At 65.3% G+C, this 21,753-nt stretch carries 19 protein-coding genes and 1 tRNA gene; 18 read left to right on the top strand and 2 right to left on the bottom strand.

The features are described 5' to 3' along the window. Positions 1 to 193: 193 nt before the first annotated feature. On the bottom strand, positions 194 to 1,777 hold the full coding sequence (locus AC1RMG_RS30760) for a zinc-binding metallopeptidase family protein (RefSeq protein WP_053155970.1): 1,584 nt from the start codon (positions 1,775 to 1,777) through the stop codon (positions 194 to 196). 283 nt (positions 1,778 to 2,060) lie between these two features. Between AC1RMG_RS30760 and AC1RMG_RS30755 the strand changes: the two genes are divergently transcribed. The 9 genes from AC1RMG_RS30755 (at position 2,061) to AC1RMG_RS30715 (ending at position 12,639) form a co-directional block, all read left to right on the top strand. Beyond that, entirely contained in the window at positions 2,061 to 2,978 is a 918-nt protein-coding gene (locus AC1RMG_RS30755) for a LysR substrate-binding domain-containing protein (RefSeq protein ID WP_011058712.1), read from the top strand. A 149-nt stretch (positions 2,979 to 3,127) separates the two neighbouring features. Then, entirely contained in the window at positions 3,128 to 4,219 is a 1,092-nt protein-coding gene (locus AC1RMG_RS30750) for an ABC transporter ATP-binding protein (protein WP_183000654.1), read from the top strand. A gap of 85 nt (positions 4,220 to 4,304) precedes the next feature. Next, complete coding sequence (locus tag AC1RMG_RS30745; protein WP_493170946.1) at positions 4,305 to 5,417, top strand: ABC transporter substrate-binding protein; 1,113 nt, start codon at positions 4,305 to 4,307, stop codon at positions 5,415 to 5,417. A 10-nt stretch (positions 5,418 to 5,427) separates the two neighbouring features. After that, on the top strand, positions 5,428 to 6,264 hold the full coding sequence (locus tag AC1RMG_RS30740) for an ABC transporter permease (RefSeq protein WP_047283525.1): 837 nt from the start codon (positions 5,428 to 5,430) through the stop codon (positions 6,262 to 6,264). 7 nt (positions 6,265 to 6,271) lie between these two features. Further along, positions 6,272 to 7,087, top strand: a complete 816-nt coding sequence (locus AC1RMG_RS30735) for an ABC transporter permease (RefSeq protein WP_019093897.1) — start codon at positions 6,272 to 6,274, stop codon at positions 7,085 to 7,087. Positions 7,088 to 7,491: 404 nt separating this feature from the next. Next, the gene (locus AC1RMG_RS30730) at positions 7,492 to 7,968 is read left to right on the top strand and encodes a formate dehydrogenase subunit gamma (protein WP_011058708.1); all 477 of its coding nucleotides are present in this window, start codon (positions 7,492 to 7,494) and stop codon (positions 7,966 to 7,968) included. Next, positions 7,968 to 9,527, top strand: a complete 1,560-nt coding sequence (locus AC1RMG_RS30725; RefSeq protein WP_258718104.1) for a formate dehydrogenase beta subunit — start codon at positions 7,968 to 7,970, stop codon at positions 9,525 to 9,527. Before AC1RMG_RS30730 ends, AC1RMG_RS30725 begins: the two co-directional genes overlap by 1 nt. Next, positions 9,524 to 12,421: a formate dehydrogenase subunit alpha gene (gene fdhF / locus AC1RMG_RS30720; RefSeq protein WP_093407183.1), complete on the top strand. Its 2,898-nt coding sequence runs from the start codon at positions 9,524 to 9,526 to the stop codon at positions 12,419 to 12,421. Before AC1RMG_RS30725 ends, fdhF begins: the two co-directional genes overlap by 4 nt. Next, the gene (locus AC1RMG_RS30715; RefSeq protein ID WP_011058705.1) at positions 12,418 to 12,639 is read left to right on the top strand and encodes a formate dehydrogenase subunit delta; all 222 of its coding nucleotides are present in this window, start codon (positions 12,418 to 12,420) and stop codon (positions 12,637 to 12,639) included. Before fdhF ends, AC1RMG_RS30715 begins: the two co-directional genes overlap by 4 nt. A 53-nt stretch (positions 12,640 to 12,692) precedes the next feature. On the opposite strand, the gene AC1RMG_RS30710 is transcribed toward AC1RMG_RS30715, so the two are convergent. Next, entirely contained in the window at positions 12,693 to 13,337 is a 645-nt protein-coding gene (locus AC1RMG_RS30710; RefSeq protein WP_011058704.1) for a hypothetical protein, read from the bottom strand. A 198-nt stretch (positions 13,338 to 13,535) separates the two neighbouring features. Here AC1RMG_RS30710 and AC1RMG_RS30705 point away from each other — a divergent pair, with 198 nt between their 5' ends. The 9 genes from AC1RMG_RS30705 to AC1RMG_RS30665 all read left to right on the top strand — a co-directional run bounded on the left by AC1RMG_RS30705 (position 13,536) and on the right by AC1RMG_RS30665 (position 21,743). After that, a complete protein-coding gene (locus AC1RMG_RS30705) occupies positions 13,536 to 14,921 on the top strand; it encodes a sodium:solute symporter family protein (protein WP_493170944.1) in 1,386 nt (461 codons plus the stop codon). Positions 14,922 to 14,950: 29 nt separating this feature from the next. Further along, positions 14,951 to 15,907 (top strand): agmatinase, encoded by a 957-nt coding sequence (gene speB / locus AC1RMG_RS30700; protein WP_019093902.1) that lies wholly within the window; start codon positions 14,951 to 14,953, stop codon positions 15,905 to 15,907. A gap of 113 nt (positions 15,908 to 16,020) precedes the next feature. Then, positions 16,021 to 16,096 (top strand) — tRNA-Thr (locus AC1RMG_RS30695). Between the two features lie 265 nt (positions 16,097 to 16,361). Next, positions 16,362 to 17,345, top strand: coding sequence for a helix-turn-helix domain-containing protein (locus AC1RMG_RS30690; protein ID WP_125062530.1), 984 nt, complete (start codon positions 16,362 to 16,364; stop codon positions 17,343 to 17,345). 161 nt (positions 17,346 to 17,506) lie between these two features. Beyond that, complete coding sequence (locus AC1RMG_RS30685; RefSeq protein WP_125062531.1) at positions 17,507 to 18,541, top strand: DUF1254 domain-containing protein; 1,035 nt, start codon at positions 17,507 to 17,509, stop codon at positions 18,539 to 18,541. Positions 18,542 to 18,754: 213 nt separating this feature from the next. Beyond that, positions 18,755 to 19,606 carry a MipA/OmpV family protein gene (locus AC1RMG_RS30680; RefSeq protein ID WP_493170942.1) on the top strand — a complete coding sequence of 284 codons (852 nt, stop codon included), beginning with the start codon at positions 18,755 to 18,757 and terminating at the stop codon, positions 19,604 to 19,606. A gap of 35 nt (positions 19,607 to 19,641) precedes the next feature. Further along, positions 19,642 to 20,469: an acid phosphatase gene (locus tag AC1RMG_RS30675; RefSeq protein ID WP_220223558.1), complete on the top strand. Its 828-nt coding sequence runs from the start codon at positions 19,642 to 19,644 to the stop codon at positions 20,467 to 20,469. 13 nt (positions 20,470 to 20,482) lie between these two features. Beyond that, entirely contained in the window at positions 20,483 to 21,277 is a 795-nt protein-coding gene (locus AC1RMG_RS30670; RefSeq protein ID WP_011058697.1) for a hypothetical protein, read from the top strand. Positions 21,278 to 21,356: 79 nt separating this feature from the next. Then, positions 21,357 to 21,743 carry a c-type cytochrome gene (locus AC1RMG_RS30665; protein ID WP_011058696.1) on the top strand — a complete coding sequence of 129 codons (387 nt, stop codon included), beginning with the start codon at positions 21,357 to 21,359 and terminating at the stop codon, positions 21,741 to 21,743. The last annotated feature ends 10 nt before the right edge of the window (positions 21,744 to 21,753 follow it).

Below are 21,753 nucleotides of genomic sequence, written 5' to 3'. Positions count from 1 at the left end.
GGCTGGTCATTTTTTGTTCACAAAATAAACCGTCGAAAAAACAGCCAGTTGCGCAAGGAATGAGAAACGGTCCACAAAACCGGCCCGTCCAGGCCCTGGCAACCCATCCATTGTGCATAAACACCTGAACGAACGGGCATAACGCCCTCTCGTCCAGGCCGTTTCCACAGGCTCTGTCACCTCCTGCCGCGGGCTATTCGTCCGCTCGCGCCGGGATCCACCATTCTTCGCCCCGGGCGGTACTGATGTACTCCGGCCAACGGAAATCGTGGGGCACCTTGAAGTCCTCGGGCAGCAGCGGCGCCTGCCAGCGAGTGCCGCCGATACCGCCACCGGTGCGCTCGACAAACTCGGCCTTGGCCGCACTCAACAGGGCTTCGTCGGTCAGCAGGTCCACCAGGGTCGCGGCAATGGTCTTGGCCGCCACTTCGATCATCGGGTCGATGGTCTGGCGGATGCCGCCCAGGGCGTTGGACACCCAGTCCGGATAGACCGTGCCAGCTGGCGCGCTGAGCATCGGCCGGGCCACCAGCAGGCGCACGGTGGGGCAGTGCCAGGTGTATTCCGGGTAGTCATCGGAGGTCAGGTAGTTCTGCCAGGCGGGCATTTGCAGGCGCATCTGGCGCTCGCATTCCTGGGGTTCGATCAAGGCTTCGGTGGCCGGCAGAAATGGCCGTTCCATGGCTTCGAGGCCAAGATTGCGCTGGATTTCCCGAGCGATCTCCCGGGCTTCTTCGTCCCACTGTGGAGCACCCACCGCCGCCAGGTTGTCGTAGGTGGCCTGGGCCATGACGTGGTTGGGCAGGCCGCCCCGGGACTTGCACACCCAGGTCTTTTTCCAGCGGCAGCCGGTGGCCATGGCGGCCGCTGCGGCGTTGTTGTCCATGACCTGGGAGATGGTCTCGGCCTGCTCGATGGAATCGCAGCGCAGCAGGTACTGGATCTGCGACAGGTGCGGCGGCAGGTTGTCCGCGGTGGCCTGGCCGGCGGTGAGGATCGCTTCGTTGTAGCTCCACAGGCCGGTGAACGGCAGGGTCGAACGGCGCAGGCTTTCGTTCAGGGTGTAGAAATGCACCAGGGCGTCGTTGGCCCCCGGCGCCCGGGCCGCCAGATGGTTCTGCGGGATCGGGCTGTAGCGATCGGCGGCGATCCAGTTCTGCGGATCCTCGCAGGTAAAGCTGTAGATGTAGGCGTAGGCGATGCCGCAGTGGGTGTCCCAGGTGGTGGTGTTGTTCAGCGGCAGCATGTAGGTGGGGTGGAAACTGATGGCGGCATCCAGGTCATCGTAGTAGCCCTTGGCGGCGTGGACCGGCTTGGAGGCGCGAAGCTTTTCCGCCGGCTCGCCGAAGAACCTGATGCTGCCCTGCAGGCCGAATTCCACCATGGTCGCCTTGGCCGCCAGGGCCCCGCCGAGGGCGCTGATGCCCAGGGCCGAGTGCGGGTCGGTGTGCCCAGGAGCGAAGCGCGACAGGCCATCGCGCGGCTGCTTGCGCGTAGTGGCCGCCTGGCAGTTGCCGGGCACCGCGTCGTATTCGCCGTAGGTGGCCAGCAGCGGTCCCTGGCCCTGGGTGAAGGTGGCGCAGAAGGCCGTGGGCATGCCGCCGCTGGCGCGCTCGACGGTGAAGCCCTCGGCTTCCAGCAGTTGCACGTACCAGGCGCTGGACTTGTATTCACGAAAGGCCGGCTCGGCGTAATGCCAGATGATCTGGTGCCAGTCCGACAGTTGCTGGCGGTGGCGTTCAACCCAATCCATGGCGAATTCTTTGTAACGGGACATCCGCGGCACTCCTGGTTATCCAGGTTCCGGCCGGCCGTGGCCAGGACGCCACAGCGCCCCCACTCGGCCTGCGGGACCTCTTGTTGTTATTAGGCTTGTCCGGTCGGCTACAGGCCGGATCGAGGCTCAGTATTGGTGAAGCGCCGATTACATCAATCGAATTTTTTAGGCGGCAATGTCAAAGTAAATTGACCAGTTTGCCGAGAGGGCGGCCCATACTGCGCCGCACTATGTGCGGAATACGAACGCCGTCGAACACAGGTTCCCTTGACCCGGAGGTTGTATGCGCTACCCCTCGATCACCGCCCTGCGCGCCCTCGACGCGGTCGCCCGGCTGGGCAGCGTCACTGCTGCCGCCCAGCAACTGAGCCTGACCCGCAGCGCCATCAGCCACCAGATCATCAGCCTGGAACAGAGCCTGGGTTTTGCCCTCACCGAACGGGTCGGGCGCGGCATCGGCCTGACCTACCAGGGCCAGTGCTATGCCCGGGAGGTGCGGCGCATCCTGGCCGACATCCAGGACGCCGGGAGGCGTTTCGACGGCCTGTCGGTGTCCGGAAAACTGCGCATCAGCTGCAACCCGGGGTTCGCCAGTTTCTGGCTGTGCAATCACATCAACGGTTTCCTGCGCCAGTACCCCCAGGTGCAGTTGCAGGTGGTCAGCCCGCGCTCCCAGGACGACACCAGCGATGCCGAAGCCGACCTGTTCATCGCCTATGGCATCGGCGACTGGCCGGGGCTGCTGGTGGAGCAGATCGTTACCCTGCGCTTCTCGCCGGTGTGCAGCCCACGCCTGATCAATGCCATCGGCGGCCTGAAGACCCCACTGGACCTCAAGGACTTCCCGCTGATCCACATGAGCGACACCAGCGACTGGCGGGTCTGGCTGGCAGCGGCGGGCGCCAGCCAGGTCAACGCCGACAGCGGCATCACCTTCTCTGATGCGCACTGTGCCCAGTCGGCCTGCATCGCCGCCCAGGGCGTGGCGATTGGCGACAACCTGCTCAGTGGCGACGCCCTGGCCCGGGGCCTGCTGGTGCGCCCGTTCGACATCAGCATCAGCGCCTTGCGCGGCTACTTCCTGGTGATCGACCCGGCCAAGGCCGAGCGCTCGGTGGTCCAGGCCTTCAGCGCCTGGTTGAAGAACCAGTTGCAGACCAGCGCCCAGCACATCTCGGACGCCCCCTCCGGCGAACCCTGAGGCGCTCGCGACTGGGAAATTTCACTCACCAATGAGACAAAAATTATTCCATTGATGTGGCGTTGCTTTTCACAATAATGAGCCGACCGCCTGCTGTTCCGACAATAAAAATTCCATAGCGCAGGCCGGCTTTGCGGGAGATCTCCGTAGTGTCCAGCAGTCCCTCGACTCAACTCAGCGCCCAAGGAATCAGCCAGTTCTACGGCAACTTCACTGCCCTGGACGGCATCGACCTCGACGTTCGCCAAGGCGAATTCCTCACCCTGCTCGGCCCCTCGGGCTCAGGCAAGACCACCCTGTTGATGATCCTCGCGGGCTTCCTCACCCCCAGCGCCGGCAAGCTGCTGGAGCGCGGTGTGGACATCAGCCGGCGGCCGGCGGAAAAACGCAACTACGGCATGGTGTTCCAGGGCTACGCGCTGTTTCCCCACATGAGCGTGGCCGACAACGTCGCCTACCCGTTGCGCATCCGAGGCGTGAAAGCCGAGGAGCGCCAGCGCCGGGTCAAGCACATCCTCGAAGTGGTGGGCCTGGGCGCCCACCTGAACAAGAAGCCGTCCGAACTTTCCGGTGGCCAGCAACAGCGCGTCGCCATCGCCCGGGCCCTGGTGTTCGAGCCGGACATGCTGCTGCTGGACGAGCCGCTCTCGGCCCTGGACAAGAACCTGCGCGAGCAGTTGCAGACCGAGCTGCAACGCATTCATCGCCAGGTCGGCACCAGCTTCGTCTTCGTCACCCATGACCAGGGTGAAGCCCTGGCGCTGTCGACCCGCATCGCCATCTTCAACCAGGGGCGGCTGGCACAGATCGACACCCCGGAAACCATCTACGACCGCCCGCGCAACCGCTTCGTCGCCGAGTTCCTGGGCAAGATGAACCTGTTCCCGCTGCAGGGCATTTCCCGTAACGGCAGCCAGGCCAGCGGACGCTTTGGCGACAGCCCGCTGCAGGCCACCACAAACGGGGAAATCAGCAACCAGCCGCAGTTGCTGGCGGTACGCCCGGAACACATGACCCTGCACACCGAGCGCCCGCAAGCCGGCGAACACAATGTGCTGCCCGCCTGCCTCGGCGAGCGGGTGTACCAGGGCTCCAGCACCCACCTGGCGCTGAACATCAGCCCGGAACTGGCACCGGTAAACCTCTCGGTGCCCGGCGACCACCCCGGCGCCCGATTGCCCAGCGGCACCCCGGTGTGGCTGAGCTGGCCGGTACGCCACAGCTTCCTGCTGGAAGCCTGAGCCGGCCGCTCCCCCATCGCGCACAGCTCTCCCATAACAATAATCGGCCGGCGCGCCCTGCACCGGCCTCGCGAGGACTTGCCCCATGAGCCAGCACCATCAACGCGACTGCATTGAAATCCTCATCGAAAAAGCCCGCGGCGGGCAGGTCAGCCGCCGCACCTTCCTCCAGGCCATGGGCCTGCTGGCGGCGGTGTCCCTGGCATTGCGCAGCGGTATCAGCTGGGCCGCCGACAAGCCCCTGGTGGTGGTCAACTGGGGCGGCGACGCACTCAATGCCTTTCGCAGCGCCTGGACCGACAGCTTCACCAAGAGCACCGGCATCCCGGTGCGCATCGACGGCGCCGGCCCCACCGAAGGGGCCATCCGTTCGCAGCTGGCCAGCGGCCGGCCGAGCTGGGACGTGGTCGACGTGGACAGCTACAGCGCCATGACCCTGGGCCGCGACAAGGTCCTGCAACCCCTGGACTACAGCGTGGTGCAGCGGGACCTGGTGGCGCCGTCGCTGTCCCACGAGCACGGCATCGCCGGCTACCTGTTCAGCTACGTGATCGCCTGGGACAGCCAGAAGTTCGGCGACAACGGCCCCAAGGACTGGGCGGATTTCTGGAACGTGGAGAAATTCCCCGGCAAGCGCACCCTCTACAAGTGGATGAACGGCATGCTCGAAGCCGCGCTGCTGGCCGATGGCGTGGCCGCCGAGCAGTTGTACCCGCTGGACGTGCCCCGCGCCTTGCGCAAGATCGATGAGCTCAAGCCCCATGTCCTGTCGTTCTGGGGCTCGGGTGCGGAAAGCCAGCAGTTGATGATCGAAGGCGAAGCCTCCATGGGCGCCATCTGGCACACCCGCGCCACCCTGCTCCACGAAGACAGCGGCGGCCGCATCAAGTGGGGCTTCGACCATGCCTTCCTCAACGCCAGCAGCTGGGGCGTGCTCAAGGACAACCCCGCGGGCACCGCGCCGGCCATGCAGTTCATCCAGCACGCCTTGCAGCCGGCCGGGCAACTGAAGCTGTTCGAGGCCCTGGGCAACGGCCCATCCAACGCCGCCACCCAGCAACTGATGAGCGCCGAACAGCGGGAGATCAACTGCGCCTCCGAAGCCAACATGAAGAAGCAGATCTTCCTCGACACCCAGTGGTACGCCGACCACTACTCCAGCACCCTGGAGCAGTACCTGACCCACCTGTCCAAATGAGCCGCCGACCATGAGTGCAACCCGAACCGCACGCCTGGAACGCAGCCTGCTGCTGTTCCCGCTGCCGCTGCTACTGGTGGTGTTCTACCTGTTGCCGTTCTTCGGCGTGGTGAGCTGGAGCTTCACCCTGCCGGAGACGGGCTTGGGGCAGTACCAGCGCATCGCAACCGATCCGGCGATCCACGACATGCTCCTGCGCACCCTGCGCCTGTGCCTGACCGTGAGCCTCTTGGCCCTGGTGATCGGCTACCTGCTGGCCTACTGCTGGGTGTTCAGCCCGCCGTTCTGGCAGCGCATGGTGGAGATCTGCGTGTTCATCCCGTTCTGGATCTCGGTGCTGGTGCGGGCCTTCGGCTGGCTGATCGCCCTGCGCAGCAACGGCGTGGTCAACGACAGCCTGCTGTCCCTGGGCTGGATCGATCACCCCTTGCAACTGACCCGCAACGAACTGGGGGTGGTGATCGGCATGCTGCACTTCATGATCCCCTATGCCCTGTTCCCGCTGCTGTCGAGCATGCGCCAGCTGGATCAACGGGTGCTGCTGGCCTCACGCGGCCTGGGGGCCGGCGCCCTGCGCACCTTCTGGCAGGTGCTGCTGCCGCAGACCCTGCCGGGGCTGCTGGGGGCCTTCATCATGGTCTTCGTGTTCTGCCTGGGCTTCTTCATCACCCCCGTGCTGCTAGGCGGTGGGCAGACGGTGATGATTGCCGAATACGTGTTCCTGCAGATGTTCCAGACCAGCAACTGGGGCCTGGGCGCGGCCCTGAGCCTGGTGCTGCTGACCCTGGTCAGCGCGCTGATCTGGCTGCTGATGCGCATCACCCGTGTCAATCGACTGGTGGGTTGAGGTCACTATGAATACACATCGCACTGCCCTGAGTACCCGGCTGATCGCCGTGGTCGCCATGGCCTTCATGCTGTTCCCGCTGCTGACGGTGATCCCGGTTTCCTTCACCGCCAAACGCTACCTGTCGATGCCCGACGGCCACTGGTCGCTGCGCCACTACGAGGCGCTGCTGAGCAACCCCGACTGGCTGTCGAGCATCGGCCAGAGCCTGGCCATCGCCAGCGCCACCAGCCTGATCGCCACCCTGCTGGCGGTGAGTTTCAGCCTCGGCATCTGGTACCTGCGTTCGCGCCTGGCAACCCTGCTGATCGGCCTGGTGCTGCTGCCCATGGCCATTCCGCCGGTGATCTCGGCGCTGGTGCTGTACTTCATGGAAACCAACCTCGGGCGCATCGCCCCGGGCTGGGGCTACGACACCCTGCCCGGGGTGGTGATCGCCCATGTGGTGATGGTGGTGCCCTACGGCGTGGTGACCATGCTGGTGGCGCTGAGCCAGGTGGACCGGCGCATCGAACTGGCCTCGCGCAACCTGGGGGCGAGCCTGATGCAGACCACCTTCCTGGTGATGTTGCCGAACCTCAAGCTGGGGATCTTCTCCACCGCGCTGCTGAGCTTTGCCCTGTCCTGGGAGGAAGTGGCGGTGACCCTGTTCATCACCAGTGTCGACGTCAACACCCTGCCGCGGCGGATCTGGAGCGGCCTGCGCGATAACGTCGACCCCAGCGTGGCGGCGATCTCGGTGCTGCTGATCGGCCTGACCCTGCTGGTACTCATGGGCCGCCTGGCCTTGCAGTACGCCGCCCAGCGCCGCGCCCGCTCCTAGCGCCTGTGGCGAGGGAGCTTGCTCCCTCGCCACGGGGCCCACCTTACTCCCTGGCTATTCGCTTCCGAGCTGACCGAAGTCATCCCTCACTCCCCGCGTTTTATCCGATAGTGCCCCGCTCGCCCACCCGGTTGCCCAGGCTCTTCTAGACTCAATGGGTGGTCGTAGATGGAACCGAACAAGTCGCTTTCGTGCAGATGAACCAGAAGCAGCGTGTCAAGCTGCCCTTTATGCCCTGAACAGGTGCGGCAACGACCGCGCCGGGTACAACAAGATGCCCATTCAGGGTGCATGGCCAACGGCCTGAAACGCCGCGCTACCGTGACGCGGCAACCAGCGCCGCAGCCGACACTTTCGGACAGCCGACAACCACCAGGTGTGTCCGTGACCGTGAGGAATGCTGTATGCCTGATGAAACACTGCACCTGCCTCTGATCCACCGCCTGTTGGAGCGCCACAAAGACTCCCCGGGCGCGCTGCTGCCGATCCTCCACCAGATCCAGGAAGAGCTCGGCTACATCCCCGATCCCGCCATCCCGGAAATAGCCCACAGCCTCAACCTGAGCCAGGCCGAAGTTCGCGGGGTAATCAGCTTCTACCATGACTTTCGCAGCGCACCGCCGGCGCGGCATATCCTGCGCCTGTGCCGCGCCGAATCCTGCCAGAGCCGCGGCGCCGAGCAACTGGCGGCGCAACTGCGCGAGCGCCTGCAACTGGACGACCACGGCAGCAGCGCCGATGGCAACATCAGCCTGCGGCCGGTGTATTGCCTGGGGGCCTGCGCCTGCTCGCCCGCCCTGGAGCTGGATGGCCAGTTGCATGCACGCCTGAGCGCCGAGCGCCTGGACGCACTGCTCGACAGCTGCCGGGAGGACGCGTGATGCCCAGCCTCTACCTGCCCTGTGATTCCCTGGCCCGCGCCGTGGGCGCCGATGAAGTGGCCAAGGCCATCGCCACCCAGGCCGAACAGCGCCAGCTACCGCTGCAACTGCAACGCACCAGCTCCCGTGGCCTGTACTGGCTGGAGCCGCTACTGGAAGTCGACACCCCGGACGGGCGCCTGGGCTTCGGCCCGGTGGGCGCCGCCGACGTACCGGCGCTGCTGGACGCCCTGCAAGGCGATGCCGCAAGTCATCCCCTGGCCCTGGGCCGGGTCGAAGACCTGCCCTACCTAAAGAACCAGCAACGCCTGCTGTTCGCCCGCGCCGGCATTACCCGGCCGCTGTCCCTGGCCGACTACCGGGCCCACGGCGGCTTCGAGGGCCTGACCCGCTCCATCGCCCTGGGCGGCGAGCAGACCGTGGCCGCGGTGCTCGATTCCGGCCTGCGCGGCCGTGGCGGCGCGGCCTTCCCCGCCGGGATCAAATGGCGCACCGTGCGCGACACGCCGCAGCAGCAGAAGTACGTGGTGTGCAACGCCGACGAAGGCGACTCCGGCACCTTCGCCGACCGCATGCTGATGGAAGGCGACCCGTTCCTGCTGATCGAAGGCATGGCCATTGCCGGCATCGCAGTCGGCGCCAGCTACGGCTACATCTACGTGCGCTCGGAATATCCCCAGGCGGTGGCCACCCTGCGCGAAGCCCTGGACATCGCCCGAGATGCCGGTTATCTCGGGGCCAATGCCGGCGGTAGCGGCCAGGCCTTCGACATGGAGGTGCGGGTCGGTGCCGGGGCCTATATCTGCGGCGAGGAAACCGCCCTGCTGGACTCCCTGGAAGGCAAGCGCGGCATCGTCCGCGCCAAGCCGCCGATCCCGGCGCTGCAAGGCCTGTTCGGCCAGCCGACCCTGGTGCACAACGTGCTGACCCTGGCCTCGGTGCCGCTGATCCTGGCCAAGGGCGCGCCGTTCTATCGTGACTACGGCATGGGCCGGTCCCTGGGCACCATGCCCTTCCAACTGGCGGGCAACGTGCGCCACGGCGGCCTGGTGGAGCGGGCCTTCGGCCTGACCCTGCGCGAGCTGGTGGAAGGCTATGGCGGCGGCACGGCCAGCGGCCGGCCACTGAAGGCGGCGCAAGTGGGGGGCCCCCTGGGCGCCTGGGTACCGCCTTCGCAGTTCGATACGCCGCTGGATTACGAAGCCTTCGCCGCCATGGGCGCGATGCTCGGCCACGGTGGCGTAGTGGTGGCCGACGACAGCCTGGACCTGGCCCGCATGGCGCGCTTCGCCCTGCAGTTCTGCGCCGAGGAATCCTGCGGCAAATGCACCCCGTGCCGCATCGGCTCGACCCGCGGCGTGGAGGTCATCGATCGCCTGCTGGCCGCTCCCGATCAAGGCCGCCGCGATGAGCAGGCGCTGATCCTCAAGGACCTGTGCGACACCCTGCAATACGGCTCGCTGTGCGCCCTGGGCGGGATGACCTCCTACCCGGTGGCCAGCGCCCTGAAGCACTTCCCCGCCGACTTCGGTCTGGCGCCCTCGGAGGCCGAGCAATGATCACTCTTTTCGACCCAGCCACAGACATCGATCTCAATGCCGTGGACTTCGGCACCCCGGCCCGCGACAGCCAGGTGCAGGTCAGCCTGAACATCGACGGGCGCAGCATCAGCGTGCCCCAGGGCACCTCGGTGATGCGCGCCGCGGCCCTGATGGGCACCACCATTCCCAAACTCTGCGCCACCGACAGCCTGGAAGCCTTCGGTTCGTGCCGCATGTGCCTGGTGGAGATCGACGGCATGCGCGGCTACCCGGCCTCCTGCACCACCCCGGTCAGCGAAGGCATGGTGGTGCATACGCAAACGCCGAAACTGGCGACCCTGCGCCGCAACGTGATGGAGCTGTACATCTCCGACCACCCTCTGGACTGCCTGACCTGCTCGGCCAACGGCAACTGCGAACTGCAGACCGTCGCCGGCCAGGTGGGCCTGCGGGAAGTGCGCTACGGCTATGACGGCGCCAACCACCTGCAGGATCAGAAAGACACCTCCAACCCCTACTTCGACTACGACCCGAGCAAGTGCATCGTCTGCAACCGCTGCGTGCGCGCCTGCGAGGAAACCCAGGGCACCTTCGCCCTGACCATCAGCGGCCGCGGCTTCGAATCCCGGGTTGCGGCGGCCGGTGGCGACAACTTCCTGGACTCCGAATGCGTGTCCTGCGGCGCCTGCGTGCAGGCCTGCCCCACCGCCACCCTGATGGAAAAGAGCGTGGTGCAGATGGGCCAGCCGGAGCGGGCGGTGATCACCACCTGCGCCTACTGCGGGGTGGGTTGCTCGTTCCGCGCCGAGATGAAGGGCGACCAGCTGGTGCGCATGGTTCCGGACAAGAACGGCCAGGCCAACCACGGCCACTCCTGCGTCAAGGGCCGCTTCGCCTGGGGCTACGCCACCCACCCGGATCGCATCACCAAGCCGATGATTCGCAAGCACATCAGCGACCCGTGGCAGGAAGTCAGCTGGGACGAAGCAGTGACCTACGCCGCCAGCGAGCTGCGGCGCATCCAGTTCAAATATGGCCGCGATTCCATCGGCGGCATCACCTCCAGCCGGTGCACCAACGAGGAAACCTACCTGGTGCAGAAGCTGGTGCGGGCGGCCTTCGGCAACAACAACGTCGATACCTGCGCCCGGGTCTGCCACTCGCCCACCGGCTACGGCCTCAAGCAGACCCTGGGGGAATCCGCCGGGACCCAGAGCTTCGACTCGGTGATGCAGGCCGACGTAATCCTGGTGATGGGCGCCAACCCCAGCGACGCCCACCCGGTGTTCGGTTCCCAGCTCAAACGGCGCCTGCGTGAAGGGGCCAAGCTGATCGTCATCGACCCGCGGCGCATCGACCTGGTGGACTCGGTGCACGCCCGCGCCGAGCTGCACCTGGCCCTGCGCCCCGGCACCAACGTGGCCATGCTCAATGCCCTGGCGCATGTGATAGTCACTGAGGGGCTGGTCGACCAGGAGTTCGTCAGCGCCCGCTGCGAGCCCGAGGCCTTCGCCCTGTGGAGCGCTTTCGTCAGCCGCGCGGACAACTCGCCGGAAGTGCTCGGCGCCATCTGCGGCGTGCCCGCCGCCGACATTCGCGCCGCCGCCCGCCTCTACGCCACCGGCGGCAACGCGGCGATCTACTACGGCCTGGGGGTCACTGAGCACAGCCAGGGCAGCACCTCGGTCATGGGCATCGCCAACCTGGCCATGGCCACCGGCAACATCGGCCGCGAAGGGGTGGGCGTGAACCCGCTGCGAGGGCAGAACAACGTCCAGGGTTCCTGCGACATGGGCTCCTTCCCCCACGAGCTGCCGGGCTATCGGCACATCTCCAACCAGGCGGTGCGCCAGCAGTTCGAGCAGGCCTGGAACGTCACCCTGCAGGCCGATCCCGGGCTGCGCATTCCCAACATGTTCGAAGCAGCCCTGGGCGGCAGCTTCAAGGGCCTGTACTGCCAGGGCGAGGACATCGCCCAGAGCGACCCCAACACCCAGCACGTGACCGCGGCCCTGTCGGCCATGGAATGCGTAGTGGTGCAGGACATCTTCCTCAACGAAACCGCCAAGTTCGCCCACGTGTTCCTGCCGGGCAGCTCGTTCCTGGAAAAGGACGGCACTTTCACCAACGCCGAACGGCGCATCTCCCGGGTGCGCAAGGTCATGGAACCGCTGGGCGGCAAGGCCGACTGGGAAGGCACCCTGGCCCTGGCCGCGGCCCTGGGCTACCCGATGCACTACAGCCATCCCTCGGAAATCATGGATGAGATCGCCCGCCTGACCCCGACCTTCACCGGCGTCAGCTACGCCAGCCTGGACCGCCACGGCAGCCTGCAATGGCCGTGCAACGACGCCGCGCCGGACGGCACGCCGACCATGCACATCGACGAGTTCGTGCGTGGCAAGGGGCGCTTCATGCTCACCGGCTACGTGCCCACCGACGAGAAGGTCAATGGCCGCTACCCGCTGCTGCTGACCACCGGCCGCATCCTCAGCCAGTACAACGTCGGCGCCCAGACCCGGCGTACCGACAACGTCGCCTGGCACGCCGAGGACCGCCTGGAAATCCACCCCACCGATGCCGAGAGCCGGGGCATCAACGAAGGCGATTGGGTGGGCATCGGCAGCCGCGCCGGGCAGACCGTGCTGCGGGCCCGGGTCACCGAGCGGGTGGCACCGGGGGTGGTCTACACCACCTTCCACTTCCCCGAGTCGGGGGCCAACGTGATCACCACCGACAACTCCGACTGGGCCACCAACTGTCCGGAATACAAGGTCACCGCGGTGGAAGTCAGCCGCGTCTACCACCCTTCCGAATGGCAGAAGCGCTACCAGGCATTCAGCGAAGAGCAGCATCGCCTGCTGGACAAGCGTGGCCGCTCCCGGGGCGGCAAGGCGGAGGTGCGCCGATGAGCACCGCCAACCTGATCAAGATGGCCAACCAGATCGCCTCGTACTTCGCCAATGAGCCGGACCAGGTACAGGCCGTGCTCAGCGTGCGCAACCACATGCAGATGTTCTGGACCCCAGGCATGCGCAAGGAACTGCTGGCCTGGCAGACCGAGCAGCAAGGGGCCGAACTGCATCCACTCGTGCAGCAGGCGGTGCGCGACGCGGGCTGGGAGGCCTAGACCAGCCCTCACCCCCGGCCTGCTACCCCAGGCCGGGGCTACCCTCCAACGGCTCAGCTACCCGGGCACTTGCTGTCCACCGGCGGCTTGGCCTGGACCGCCATCGGCATGACCGCTCCCGGCTTGCCCAGGGGCAACAACTGGTACACCGCAAAGGCACACATGGCTGCGGTTTCGCCGTTCGCCTGGGGGATGTAGTTCAGGCCGACATAGGCCTCGTAGCTCTTGCCCGGCTCGAACAGCACCACCTTCCTCACCTCAGGGCAGGTGCTGTAGGTGCTGCCATAGCCACCCGCCGCCACGCCCCCGCCTTCCAGCAGGAAAGGCCGGCCCGCCGGTACCCGGTACTCGGTGGCGATCTCGTTGTAGGCGCCCTCGCCCCTGCGGATCGCCCCTGCGTAGGCCGGCAGTTTCGGCGCGAACCTGGGCAGCATGTCGATCTGCCGGGGCTGCACCGGGAACTGCGGGTAGTTGATGTTGGCCTGTTGATCGCTGCCGAAACGCCCGGCCTTGGCCAGGCGCTTGCTGTCCCCCAGGCACCCGGCATAGGCGTCCCCGCGCACCTCGCCGTTGGTGATCACCCGCAACTGCGCGGTCGGCACGCTCAGGGGCGGTTCCGAATAGGGCTGTACCGGTTTGACACTGCAAGCGCCGAGCAACGCCAACGCGGCCAGCAGGGTGGGAGTTGCGAGATTCATCACTGAAGTTTCCTTTGACTGAGGCGGCCACCGGGCCCGCACAGGCTATCGGCCGAGTGCCCGCAGCCTTCACTGCCACCCAGGCACTTTCCACAAAACACAAGCCAGCTTGTGCCCGCCGGGATGTACCCGGCAACCCCTGCCACCTACGCTGCGCCGACCTGCCTTCAACAACAAAAACAAAAGGAAGCGACGGTTATGGCACTCGATTATCTGGTAATGGCGATCTACGTCCTGCTGATGGCCGGCCTCGGCTGGTGGGGCATGCGCAAAGTGAAAAACCAGGATGACTTTCTGGTGGCCGGGCGCCGCCTGGGCCCGGCCCTGTACCTGGGCACGCTGTCGGCGGTGATGCTCGGCGGCGCTTCCACCATAGGCTCGGTGCGCCTGGGCTACAGCTACGGCATTTCCGGGCTGTGGCTGGTGTTCATGCTGGGCCTGGGGATCATCGTGCTGAGCCTGGTGTTCTCCCGGCAGATCGCCCAGTTGCGGGTCTTTACCGTGACCCAGATCCTGGAGCAGCGCTATCAGGCGTCCTCGCGGCTGATCGGTGGCTGCGTGATGGTGGCCTACGACCTGATGGTGGCGGTGACCGCCACCATCGCCATCGGCTCGATCACCGAAGTGGTGTTCGAGATCCCGCGGATCACAGCGATCCTCTGCGGCGGCGGCCTGGTGATCTTCTACTCGGTGATCGGCGGCATGTGGTCGCTGACCCTCACCGACATCATCCAGTTCGTGATCATGACCCTGGGGATCTTCGGCGTCCTGCTGCCCATGAGCCTGGGCCAGGCCGGCGGCCTGGAAGCCTTGCAGGCCAACCTGCCGGCGGGCTTCTTCGAGCTGGGCAATATCGGCCTGGACACCATCCTCACCTACTTCCTGCTGTACTTCTTCGGCGCCCTGATCGGCCAGGACATCTGGCAGCGGCTGTTCACCGCCCGCAGTGAAAGCGTGGTGCGCTACGCCGGGCTCGGCGCCGGGATCTACTGCATGTTCTATGGCGCCGCCTGCGCCCTGGTGGGAGCCGCCGCCAAGCTGCTGCTGCCGGACCTGGCGGTGGCGGAAAACGCCTTCGCCGAAGTCACCCGCAGCGTGTTGCCCGCCGGCCTGCGCGGCTTGGTGGTGGCCGCTGCCCTGGCCGCCATCATGTCCACCGCCAGCGCCTGCCTGCTGGCGTCGGCCACGGTGCTCAAGGAAGACATCTACAGCCGCTTCCTTACCCGGGGCGGGGAAAACCACTTGGCCAGCAGCCGCTGGATCACCCTCGGGCTGGGGGCGGCGATGCTGTTGATGGCGTGCCTGGTGAACGACGTGATCGCCGGGCTGAGCATCGCCTACAACCTGCTGGTGGGCGGCCTGCTGGTGCCGATCATGGGCGCGCTGCTGTGGCGCCGCGCCTCGGCCAGGGGCGCCATCGCCTGCATGCTCACCGGCAGCCTGACGGTGATCGCGTTCATGGTCCGCGACGGCATTCTCGCCAACACCCCGATCTACTACGGGCTCGGGGTCAGCCTGCTGACCTTTGTCGGCGTCAGCCTGACAAGCCGGGCGGCACCGGCACTGCGCAGCGCCACCGAATAAATCCTTCACAGCGAACAAGGAACACCGCCATGTCCAAGCCCTTTCCCCAACCCGTGGATGCCGCCCTGGTCCCACGCTTCGCCGGCATTCCAAGCTTCATGCGCCTGCCGCTGTTCGACGACCCGGCCCAGGTGCAGATCGCCCTGGTGGGCGTGCCCTGGGACGGCGGCACCACCAACCGTGCCGGTGCCCGCCACGGCCCGCGGGAGGTGCGCAACCAGTCGAGCCTGATGCGCAAGGTGCACCATGTCAGCCGCATCGCCCCCTATGACCTGGTCCGGGTCGGTGACCTGGGTGATGCACCGGTGAACCCCATCGACCTGCTGGATTCGCTGAAACAGATCGAAGGTTTCTTCAGCCAATTGCACCAGGCCGGCGCCGTGCCCCTGGCGGTGGGTGGCGACCACCTGGTGACCCTGCCGATCTTCCGCGCCCTGGCCCGCCACCGGCCCATCGGCATGGTGCACTTCGATGCCCACTCCGACACCAACGACCGCTACTTCGGCGACAACCTCTACACCCACGGCACGCCCTTTCGCCGCGCCATCGAAGAAGGCCTGCTGGACCCCAAGCGCACGGTGCAGATCGGCATTCGCGGTTCGATCTACAGCGCCGACGACGAGGCTTTCGCCCGGGACTGCGGGATTCGCGTGATCCACATGGAAGAGTTCGCCGACATCGGCGTCGAAGCCACCCTGGCCGAAGCCCGGCGCGTGGTGGGCGACGGCCCGACCTACATCAGCTTCGACGTCGACGTGCTCGACCCGGCCTTCGCCCCCGGCACCGGCACCCCGGAGATCGGCGGCATGACCACCCTCCAGGCCCAGCAGATGATCCGCGGCCTGCGCGGCCTGAACCTGGTCGGCGCCGACGTGGTGGAAGTCTCGCCGCCCTTCGACGTCGGCGGCGCCACCGCCCTGGTGGGCGCGACCCTGATGTTCGAGTTGCTGTGCATCCTCGCCGAATCGATAGCGCAAGGCTCCTGAGGAGGGCCAGCCAATCGTTTGCCAGCGGACACGGCCCTGAGCGCTTCGCAAAAATAGTCAGATTTCAGGGGTTTACAGAAGCCCGCCAATCGCTATAATCGTCGCCCTGACACGCCGGTATAGCTCAGTTGGTAGAGCAACTGACTTGTAATCAGTAGGTCCCGGGTTCGACTCCTGGTGCCGGCACCATACAAAACAAAGCCCTCGCAGCGATGCGAGGGCTTTGTTGTTTCCAGGGTCAAACAATCCTCTCCCGATGCCTTCAGCACCTTGCTGGACCCGGCATCACTGCGCTTCAGCCCCCCTTACCCTTCTTCGCAAGTCCCACAAGCACAACGTCCTTCGTGTTTAATGCACATCGCCAGCACGACTCCGGCAGGTGTTTTGCGCTAGTGTTTCCTGCGGACTCGGACGTTCTTCACGTGCACGGCCTTTGAACCAGGTGCAACCGCTCATGACCCATGCAACGCCCTCCATCAAACTCAGCACGCTTCAGCAAATAGCGCCCTACCTGAGCATGCGCGGGGTGTCGCCGCTGGAGTTCTTCCGGCGTTACGGGATTTCCCCGCAGGTTTTTCAATACCCGGATGCCTGGGTGCCGCGAGCGACCTGTTTTCACATCGCCAATGAAATGGCCGCGGTCGCACAGGACCCCTTCGCGGGTGCAACGGTGGGGCATCTGATCGAAGTACGCTCACTCGGCGCCTGGGGCGGGTTGATCCTGGGTTCGACCAACCTTGCCCAGGCGTGCGCAGTGGCAGCGATCCATACGGACTTACTGCATCAAGGAAGTGACGTAAGAATCGTTACCGAAGGCCGTACGACGAAGCTGATCCAGCAATTCACCGGGCAGCACGGGGCTGATCCGAAACAGGTCATTCTCGGCACTCTGGCGCTGCTGAGGAAAGTGCCGCTCATGTCCGGCGAGCCTTGCGCCATACGGGTACATCTGCAAAACCCGCGGGAGCGAGGAGATGAGGCGCTGGAGGAGTACCTGGGGCCGAATCTGCACATGAACGCGAAGCACAACATGATCGAATTCGACCGTGAGCTGCTCGACACCCCACTGCAACCTGCCCGGGATGACGCCTGGAAAGTCACCGAGGCCTTGAAGTCGACCGCGCAAGCCGCCGGTGTGCTGATCGAAAGGATCGCGGATCAGGATCGATCCAAACTTACCGCTATTTCAAGAAACATCGGCTTGTCTTCCCGAACGCTACAGCGTCGCCTCAAGTACTGCGGCATCGACTTCGAAGACCTGCGTGACGAGACCCGTCGCAGCGAAGCACTGCAATTGATTGCCAGCGGCAAATACACCGCGACCGAGATTGCCTACATGGTGGGCTACAGTGATCAGGCGCACTTTACCCGAGCCTTCAAGCGCTGGACCGGAAGTTCGCCGTCGCGCTACCGCTCGCTCTTGAAAGATGATTGTTAACCTCTTCGCCTGACCCTCCCGCCCCACTATCGGGCGCCTTCAAATAACCCACTTCGCGGTACTTGCCTGGTGTGCTTTTGGCACCAAATGGCAAGTTTCCAGCAGGGTGTTCTTATAAAGTCTGAAAAGGTAATGCCCACTTATAAGAGCTAGAGGTTTACATGCCCGATTCATCCACGGCCTGCATCGTCGCCCTGACGCTGGCCACTTTTGCCAGTGCACACGCTCAGTCATCCGCTGATGCGACGGTGCGGGTAAATGTCGATAACTTTGCTCGCGCCGAGTCCGACCTCTACATGGGCAAGAGTGTGAAGAGTGGAGGCTTGGGGCGGTTTGTTCACAGCCGCGAAGCGGTTGCCATCGACGCTCAGGATGTCATCCGCATGAACCGGGACACGCTTTACTCGTCAGCGGTGTTCGATCTCGATGCCGGCCCGGTGACTGTCACCTTGCCTGAAGCCGGTGAGAGGTTCATGTCGATGCAAGTGGTCAACGAAGATCACTACGTGCCGGCAGTCATTTATGGGCCCGGTCCCCATACGCTGGCGAAAGAGGACATCGGCACACGCTATGTATTTGTCGCTATCCGCCTGTTCTTCGACCCCACGGATCGCAAAGACCTCGAGCAGGTGCATGCGCTGCAGGACGCCATCCAGGTCAGCCAGGCCAGGCACGGGGAGTTCGTGGTTCCGAAGTGGGATCAGGCGAGCCAGAAAAAAGTGCGTGATGCCCTGGCTGTTCTGGGTTCGACCCTTCCCGACTACAACCAGTCCTTTGGCCCGAAAGGCAGGGTCGATCCGGTGCGCCACCTGATCGGAACCGCAACGGGCTGGGGCGGCAACCCGAGCAGGGACGCCATCTACCTCGGAGCAGTATTGCCGTACAACGATGGAAAAACCGTCTACCGGCTCAAGGTCGAACAGGTACCGGTCAAGAGTTTCTGGTCTGTGAGTGTTTACAACGCCGACGGGTACTTTCAGAAAAACCCCTATGACGCCTATTCGCTGAACAACCTCACTGCCAAGAAAAGTGCCGATGGTTCAATTGTCATCCAGTTCGGGGGTTGCGAGGCCAAGGTCGTCAATTGCCTGGTTACGACACCCGGCTGGAACTACACCGTCAGGCTCTATCGACCGAGTAACGAAATACTCAGTGGCCAATGGCGTTTTCCAACGCCCGAGCCCGTCGATTTGTAAATTAGATTATTCGAGCAAGTGCAAGTTTGTCGAAACGACGGACTCCTGCCATCGGTACTTGTAAACGCACTGGGGCGATCCATGAGGCCAGCGCTTGCGCCGGGGGTTTACCGGCCTGCACTCGCCTCGGATACCAGCACCTGCAAGTTGAATATTGGTGATCAACTCAGCAATGGCTCTGCACTACAGAGTTCACCCCCAAGGAAATGAACAATGACACTCAAGGATCATTCACATTCTTTCAGGTCTCCCGTGGTGTTCTCCCTAGGTGCAGCCCTTGCATTGATGCTGGCGCCGCCTGCCCAGGCTGCCCCGGCCGATTCAGGCGGCACGCCAGCGGTGACGGTAGGCGGCGGCTTGGCTGTTGGCCCGTTGTACCAGGGCGCTTCCCACTACGCCGCCTTCCCGTCACTGAAGCTCAAGGCGGTCATGCCGACCCAGGACTGGGGCACCTTTACCGCAGCCTTTCCGGAAGGGCTGCGATGGGATCTGCCGGGGCTGGCGCCTTTCGGCGTGGCCCTGCTGGTGGGTTATGACCCGGGGCGCAAGGAACGCATTCACACCCTGGACGGCCGTGATGACTACCTGCGGGGCATGGGCAACCTGGACAGCACCGCCCTGGTGGGGGCGGAAGCATACTGGGTCCTGCCCGCCGGCCGCTTGTTCGTACGCGGCCTGCAATCGAGCCAGAGGCGCAATTACGGTGGCGAAAGCCTGGGCCGTACGACGTACCTGGAAGCCGGGGTCGCCACCACCTACCCGCTGTCTTCGACCTTGACCCTGGACTCGACGCTGTACGGCACCTGGAGCAACGAGAACGACATGATGGCCCGCTTTGGCGTCACCGCCCAGCAAGCCGCACGCACCCGGTTCGATGAATACCACCCCGGTGGCGGGATGCGCGACGTGACCTTGAAGCTGGGCCTGACCTGGCAATGGCAGCCACAGCTGGCGCTGGAAGGTGGCATCAAGACCTACGCCCTGGTCTCCGACGCCCGTGACAGCCCGCTGACGGGGGAAAAGGTCGGTGCCGGAGCCTATCTGGACGCCTTGTACCGGTTCTGATCAGCCGTGGTCATGGATAGAAAAGAGAACGCACGATGAAAAAAATACCTGAACCCTTCGCGGTGACACTGTCCCTGGCCGGCCTGCTCTGGTCGGCATGGGCGCCGGCCGAGGACGCCGCCACGAAGGTCACCGACCCGCACTTCAAGCTGGCGCCAGGCTACCTTGAACCGGCTGACTTGCCTGTACGCCTGGCATTGCTCGGGGCCCCGCCAAAACCGGGCTCCGCGGCCCTCGCGCGGGATGAAGAAGCACGGCGTGCGGCGCTGGCGCTGCGTGGCTCGAGCCGGGAGAAACTCGCGGCAACCGATGCAGAACTGTCATTCCCCGGCCCGGCGAAAACCTTCTCTTGCGCGCTGGGCACGCAGATCAGCGAAAAGAGCACCCCCCATCTCTATACCTTGATGCAGCGCACCCTGACCGATGCGGGGGGCTCCACCTACGCCGGAAAGAATGCCTACAACCGTACTCGCCCCTTCGTGGTGCATGACGAAGGCACGTGCCGCAAGGACATGGAGCCACTGCTGCGCACGGATGGCTCCTGGCCCTCCGGCCACTCCGCAGCGGGCTGGGCCTGGGGCCTGGTCCTGGCCGAGATCAGCCCGGCCCGCGCCACCGAACTGATGACCCGTGGCCTGGCATACGGCCAGAGCCGGGTCATCTGCGATGCCCACTGGCAGAGCGACGTGGACGCTGGCCGCATCATGGGGGCCGCGACGGTCGCCAGCCTGCATGGCAATCCGGCATTCCTCGCCGATCTGGCGGCCGCGAAGGAGGAGGTCAAGGCGGCGCAGCAGGCCGGCCTGAAGCCTGCCGAGGACTGCGCAGCCGAAGGCGTGGCCCTGGGGCTGACCCAGCACTGATCGGAGAAACAGCATGATCCACCGTGACCATCCGCACTCACCGTTGCTGCACCGGCGTACCCGCCTGGCGCTGCTGCTGGGCGCCTTGACGACCGCCGGAACCAGCCTGCCGCCCGTGGCCATGGCGGCAGACGACGATGGCTGGCGGTTCAACGGCGGCCCGTACGTGTGGGGCGCCGGGATCCGCGGGCACGTAGGCCACCGCAGCACAGGGACCCAGTTCATCAAGTCCGACTTCTCGGACATCGCGCGCAGTGTCGACATGTCGGTGATGCTGATGGGCGAAGCGCGGCGCGGCCCCTACAGCGTGCTCGCCGACCTGATGTACATCGACACCGACACCCGCAACCGGCTGCCAGCCGGAGCGCTGGCGTCCAAGCTTGAGGTGCAGAGCAAGACCGCCTCGGGTTTCCTGGGGGGCGGCTACCAGGTGCTGGGGGATGACGATCATCGCCTGGACATCGCCGGCGGCGTGCGCGTCTGGTACAGCAGCACCAGCATCACCCTGCACGGTGGTCCGGCCGGGGGCCTGTCGGGCTCGGACAAGGCCACCTGGGCCGACGCGATGGCGGGGTTGCGCGGGCACTACGCCGTGAACGAGCGATTCTGGCTCTCCGCCTGGGGCATGGCGGGCGCCGGGCAGTCCCGGGAAGACTGGGACCTGGCCGCACTGGCGGGCTGGGAGTTCCTGCCGGGCTTTTCGGCGGTGGCCGGCTACCGGGCCATGGGGGTCGATTATCGCCATGACGGGTTTGTCTACGACATCGTCCAGAAGGGCCCGCTGCTGGGTATCAGTGGGCGCTTCTGAGCCTTGTATCGCAAGGCTCCCCCCAGGCATGCGCTTCATGCTCCAATAGCCGCCGATTCCAGCTGCACGCAGGCCGCCCATGAAGCCCATCGCCGTATCGATCCTGACCCTGTTGCTCCACTCCCTGCTATTCAGCGCCCCGGCCCTGGCCGGTGATGCCGAAGCCGGCGCCAAGCTGTTCAAGCGCCTGTGCAGCGGCTGCCATAACATCGGGCCTTCGGTGCGCAGTTCCTTCGGGCCGCAGCTCAATGGCATCATCGACCGCCCCGCCGGCAGCGCCGCGGACTACCAGTACTCGACGGCCATGAAGTCCTCGGGCATTGTCTGGAGCCGGGACAAGCTCATCCAGTACCTGGAAGACCCCAAGGCCGTGGTGCCCGGTACCCGGATGATTTTCTGGGGGCTGAGCGATGAGGAAAAAATCGATAATCTGCTGGCCTATCTGCAGACGTTCCAGACCCCCTGACCCGTTTTCG

The sequence above is a fragment of the Pseudomonas sp. GW822-FHT04H02 genome, from assembly GCF_058800645.1.
Note: the sequence above shows the minus strand (reverse complement) of the source record. Positions and strands in the feature narration are given on the sequence as shown.

Coding starts and splice junctions, on each gene's coding strand:
- AC1RMG_RS30760 (WP_053155970.1), bottom strand. CDS start 1,777: ATGTCCCGTTACAAAGAATTCGCCATGGATTGGGTTGAACGCCACCGC.
- AC1RMG_RS30755 (WP_011058712.1), top strand. CDS start 2,061: ATGCGCTACCCCTCGATCACCGCCCTGCGCGCCCTCGACGCGGTCGCC.
- AC1RMG_RS30745 (WP_493170946.1), top strand. CDS start 4,305: ATGAGCCAGCACCATCAACGCGACTGCATTGAAATCCTCATCGAAAAA.
- AC1RMG_RS30740 (WP_047283525.1), top strand. CDS start 5,428: ATGAGTGCAACCCGAACCGCACGCCTGGAACGCAGCCTGCTGCTGTTC.
- AC1RMG_RS30735 (WP_019093897.1), top strand. CDS start 6,272: ATGAATACACATCGCACTGCCCTGAGTACCCGGCTGATCGCCGTGGTC.
- AC1RMG_RS30730 (WP_011058708.1), top strand. CDS start 7,492: ATGCCTGATGAAACACTGCACCTGCCTCTGATCCACCGCCTGTTGGAG.
- AC1RMG_RS30725 (WP_258718104.1), top strand. CDS start 7,968: ATGCCCAGCCTCTACCTGCCCTGTGATTCCCTGGCCCGCGCCGTGGGC.
- fdhF (WP_093407183.1), top strand. CDS start 9,524: ATGATCACTCTTTTCGACCCAGCCACAGACATCGATCTCAATGCCGTG.
- AC1RMG_RS30715 (WP_011058705.1), top strand. CDS start 12,418: ATGAGCACCGCCAACCTGATCAAGATGGCCAACCAGATCGCCTCGTAC.
- AC1RMG_RS30710 (WP_011058704.1), bottom strand. CDS start 13,337: ATGAATCTCGCAACTCCCACCCTGCTGGCCGCGTTGGCGTTGCTCGGC.
- AC1RMG_RS30705 (WP_493170944.1), top strand. CDS start 13,536: ATGGCACTCGATTATCTGGTAATGGCGATCTACGTCCTGCTGATGGCC.
- speB (WP_019093902.1), top strand. CDS start 14,951: ATGTCCAAGCCCTTTCCCCAACCCGTGGATGCCGCCCTGGTCCCACGC.
- AC1RMG_RS30690 (WP_125062530.1), top strand. CDS start 16,362: ATGACCCATGCAACGCCCTCCATCAAACTCAGCACGCTTCAGCAAATA.
- AC1RMG_RS30685 (WP_125062531.1), top strand. CDS start 17,507: ATGCCCGATTCATCCACGGCCTGCATCGTCGCCCTGACGCTGGCCACT.
- AC1RMG_RS30680 (WP_493170942.1), top strand. CDS start 18,755: ATGACACTCAAGGATCATTCACATTCTTTCAGGTCTCCCGTGGTGTTC.
- AC1RMG_RS30675 (WP_220223558.1), top strand. CDS start 19,642: ATGAAAAAAATACCTGAACCCTTCGCGGTGACACTGTCCCTGGCCGGC.
- AC1RMG_RS30670 (WP_011058697.1), top strand. CDS start 20,483: ATGATCCACCGTGACCATCCGCACTCACCGTTGCTGCACCGGCGTACC.
- AC1RMG_RS30665 (WP_011058696.1), top strand. CDS start 21,357: ATGAAGCCCATCGCCGTATCGATCCTGACCCTGTTGCTCCACTCCCTG.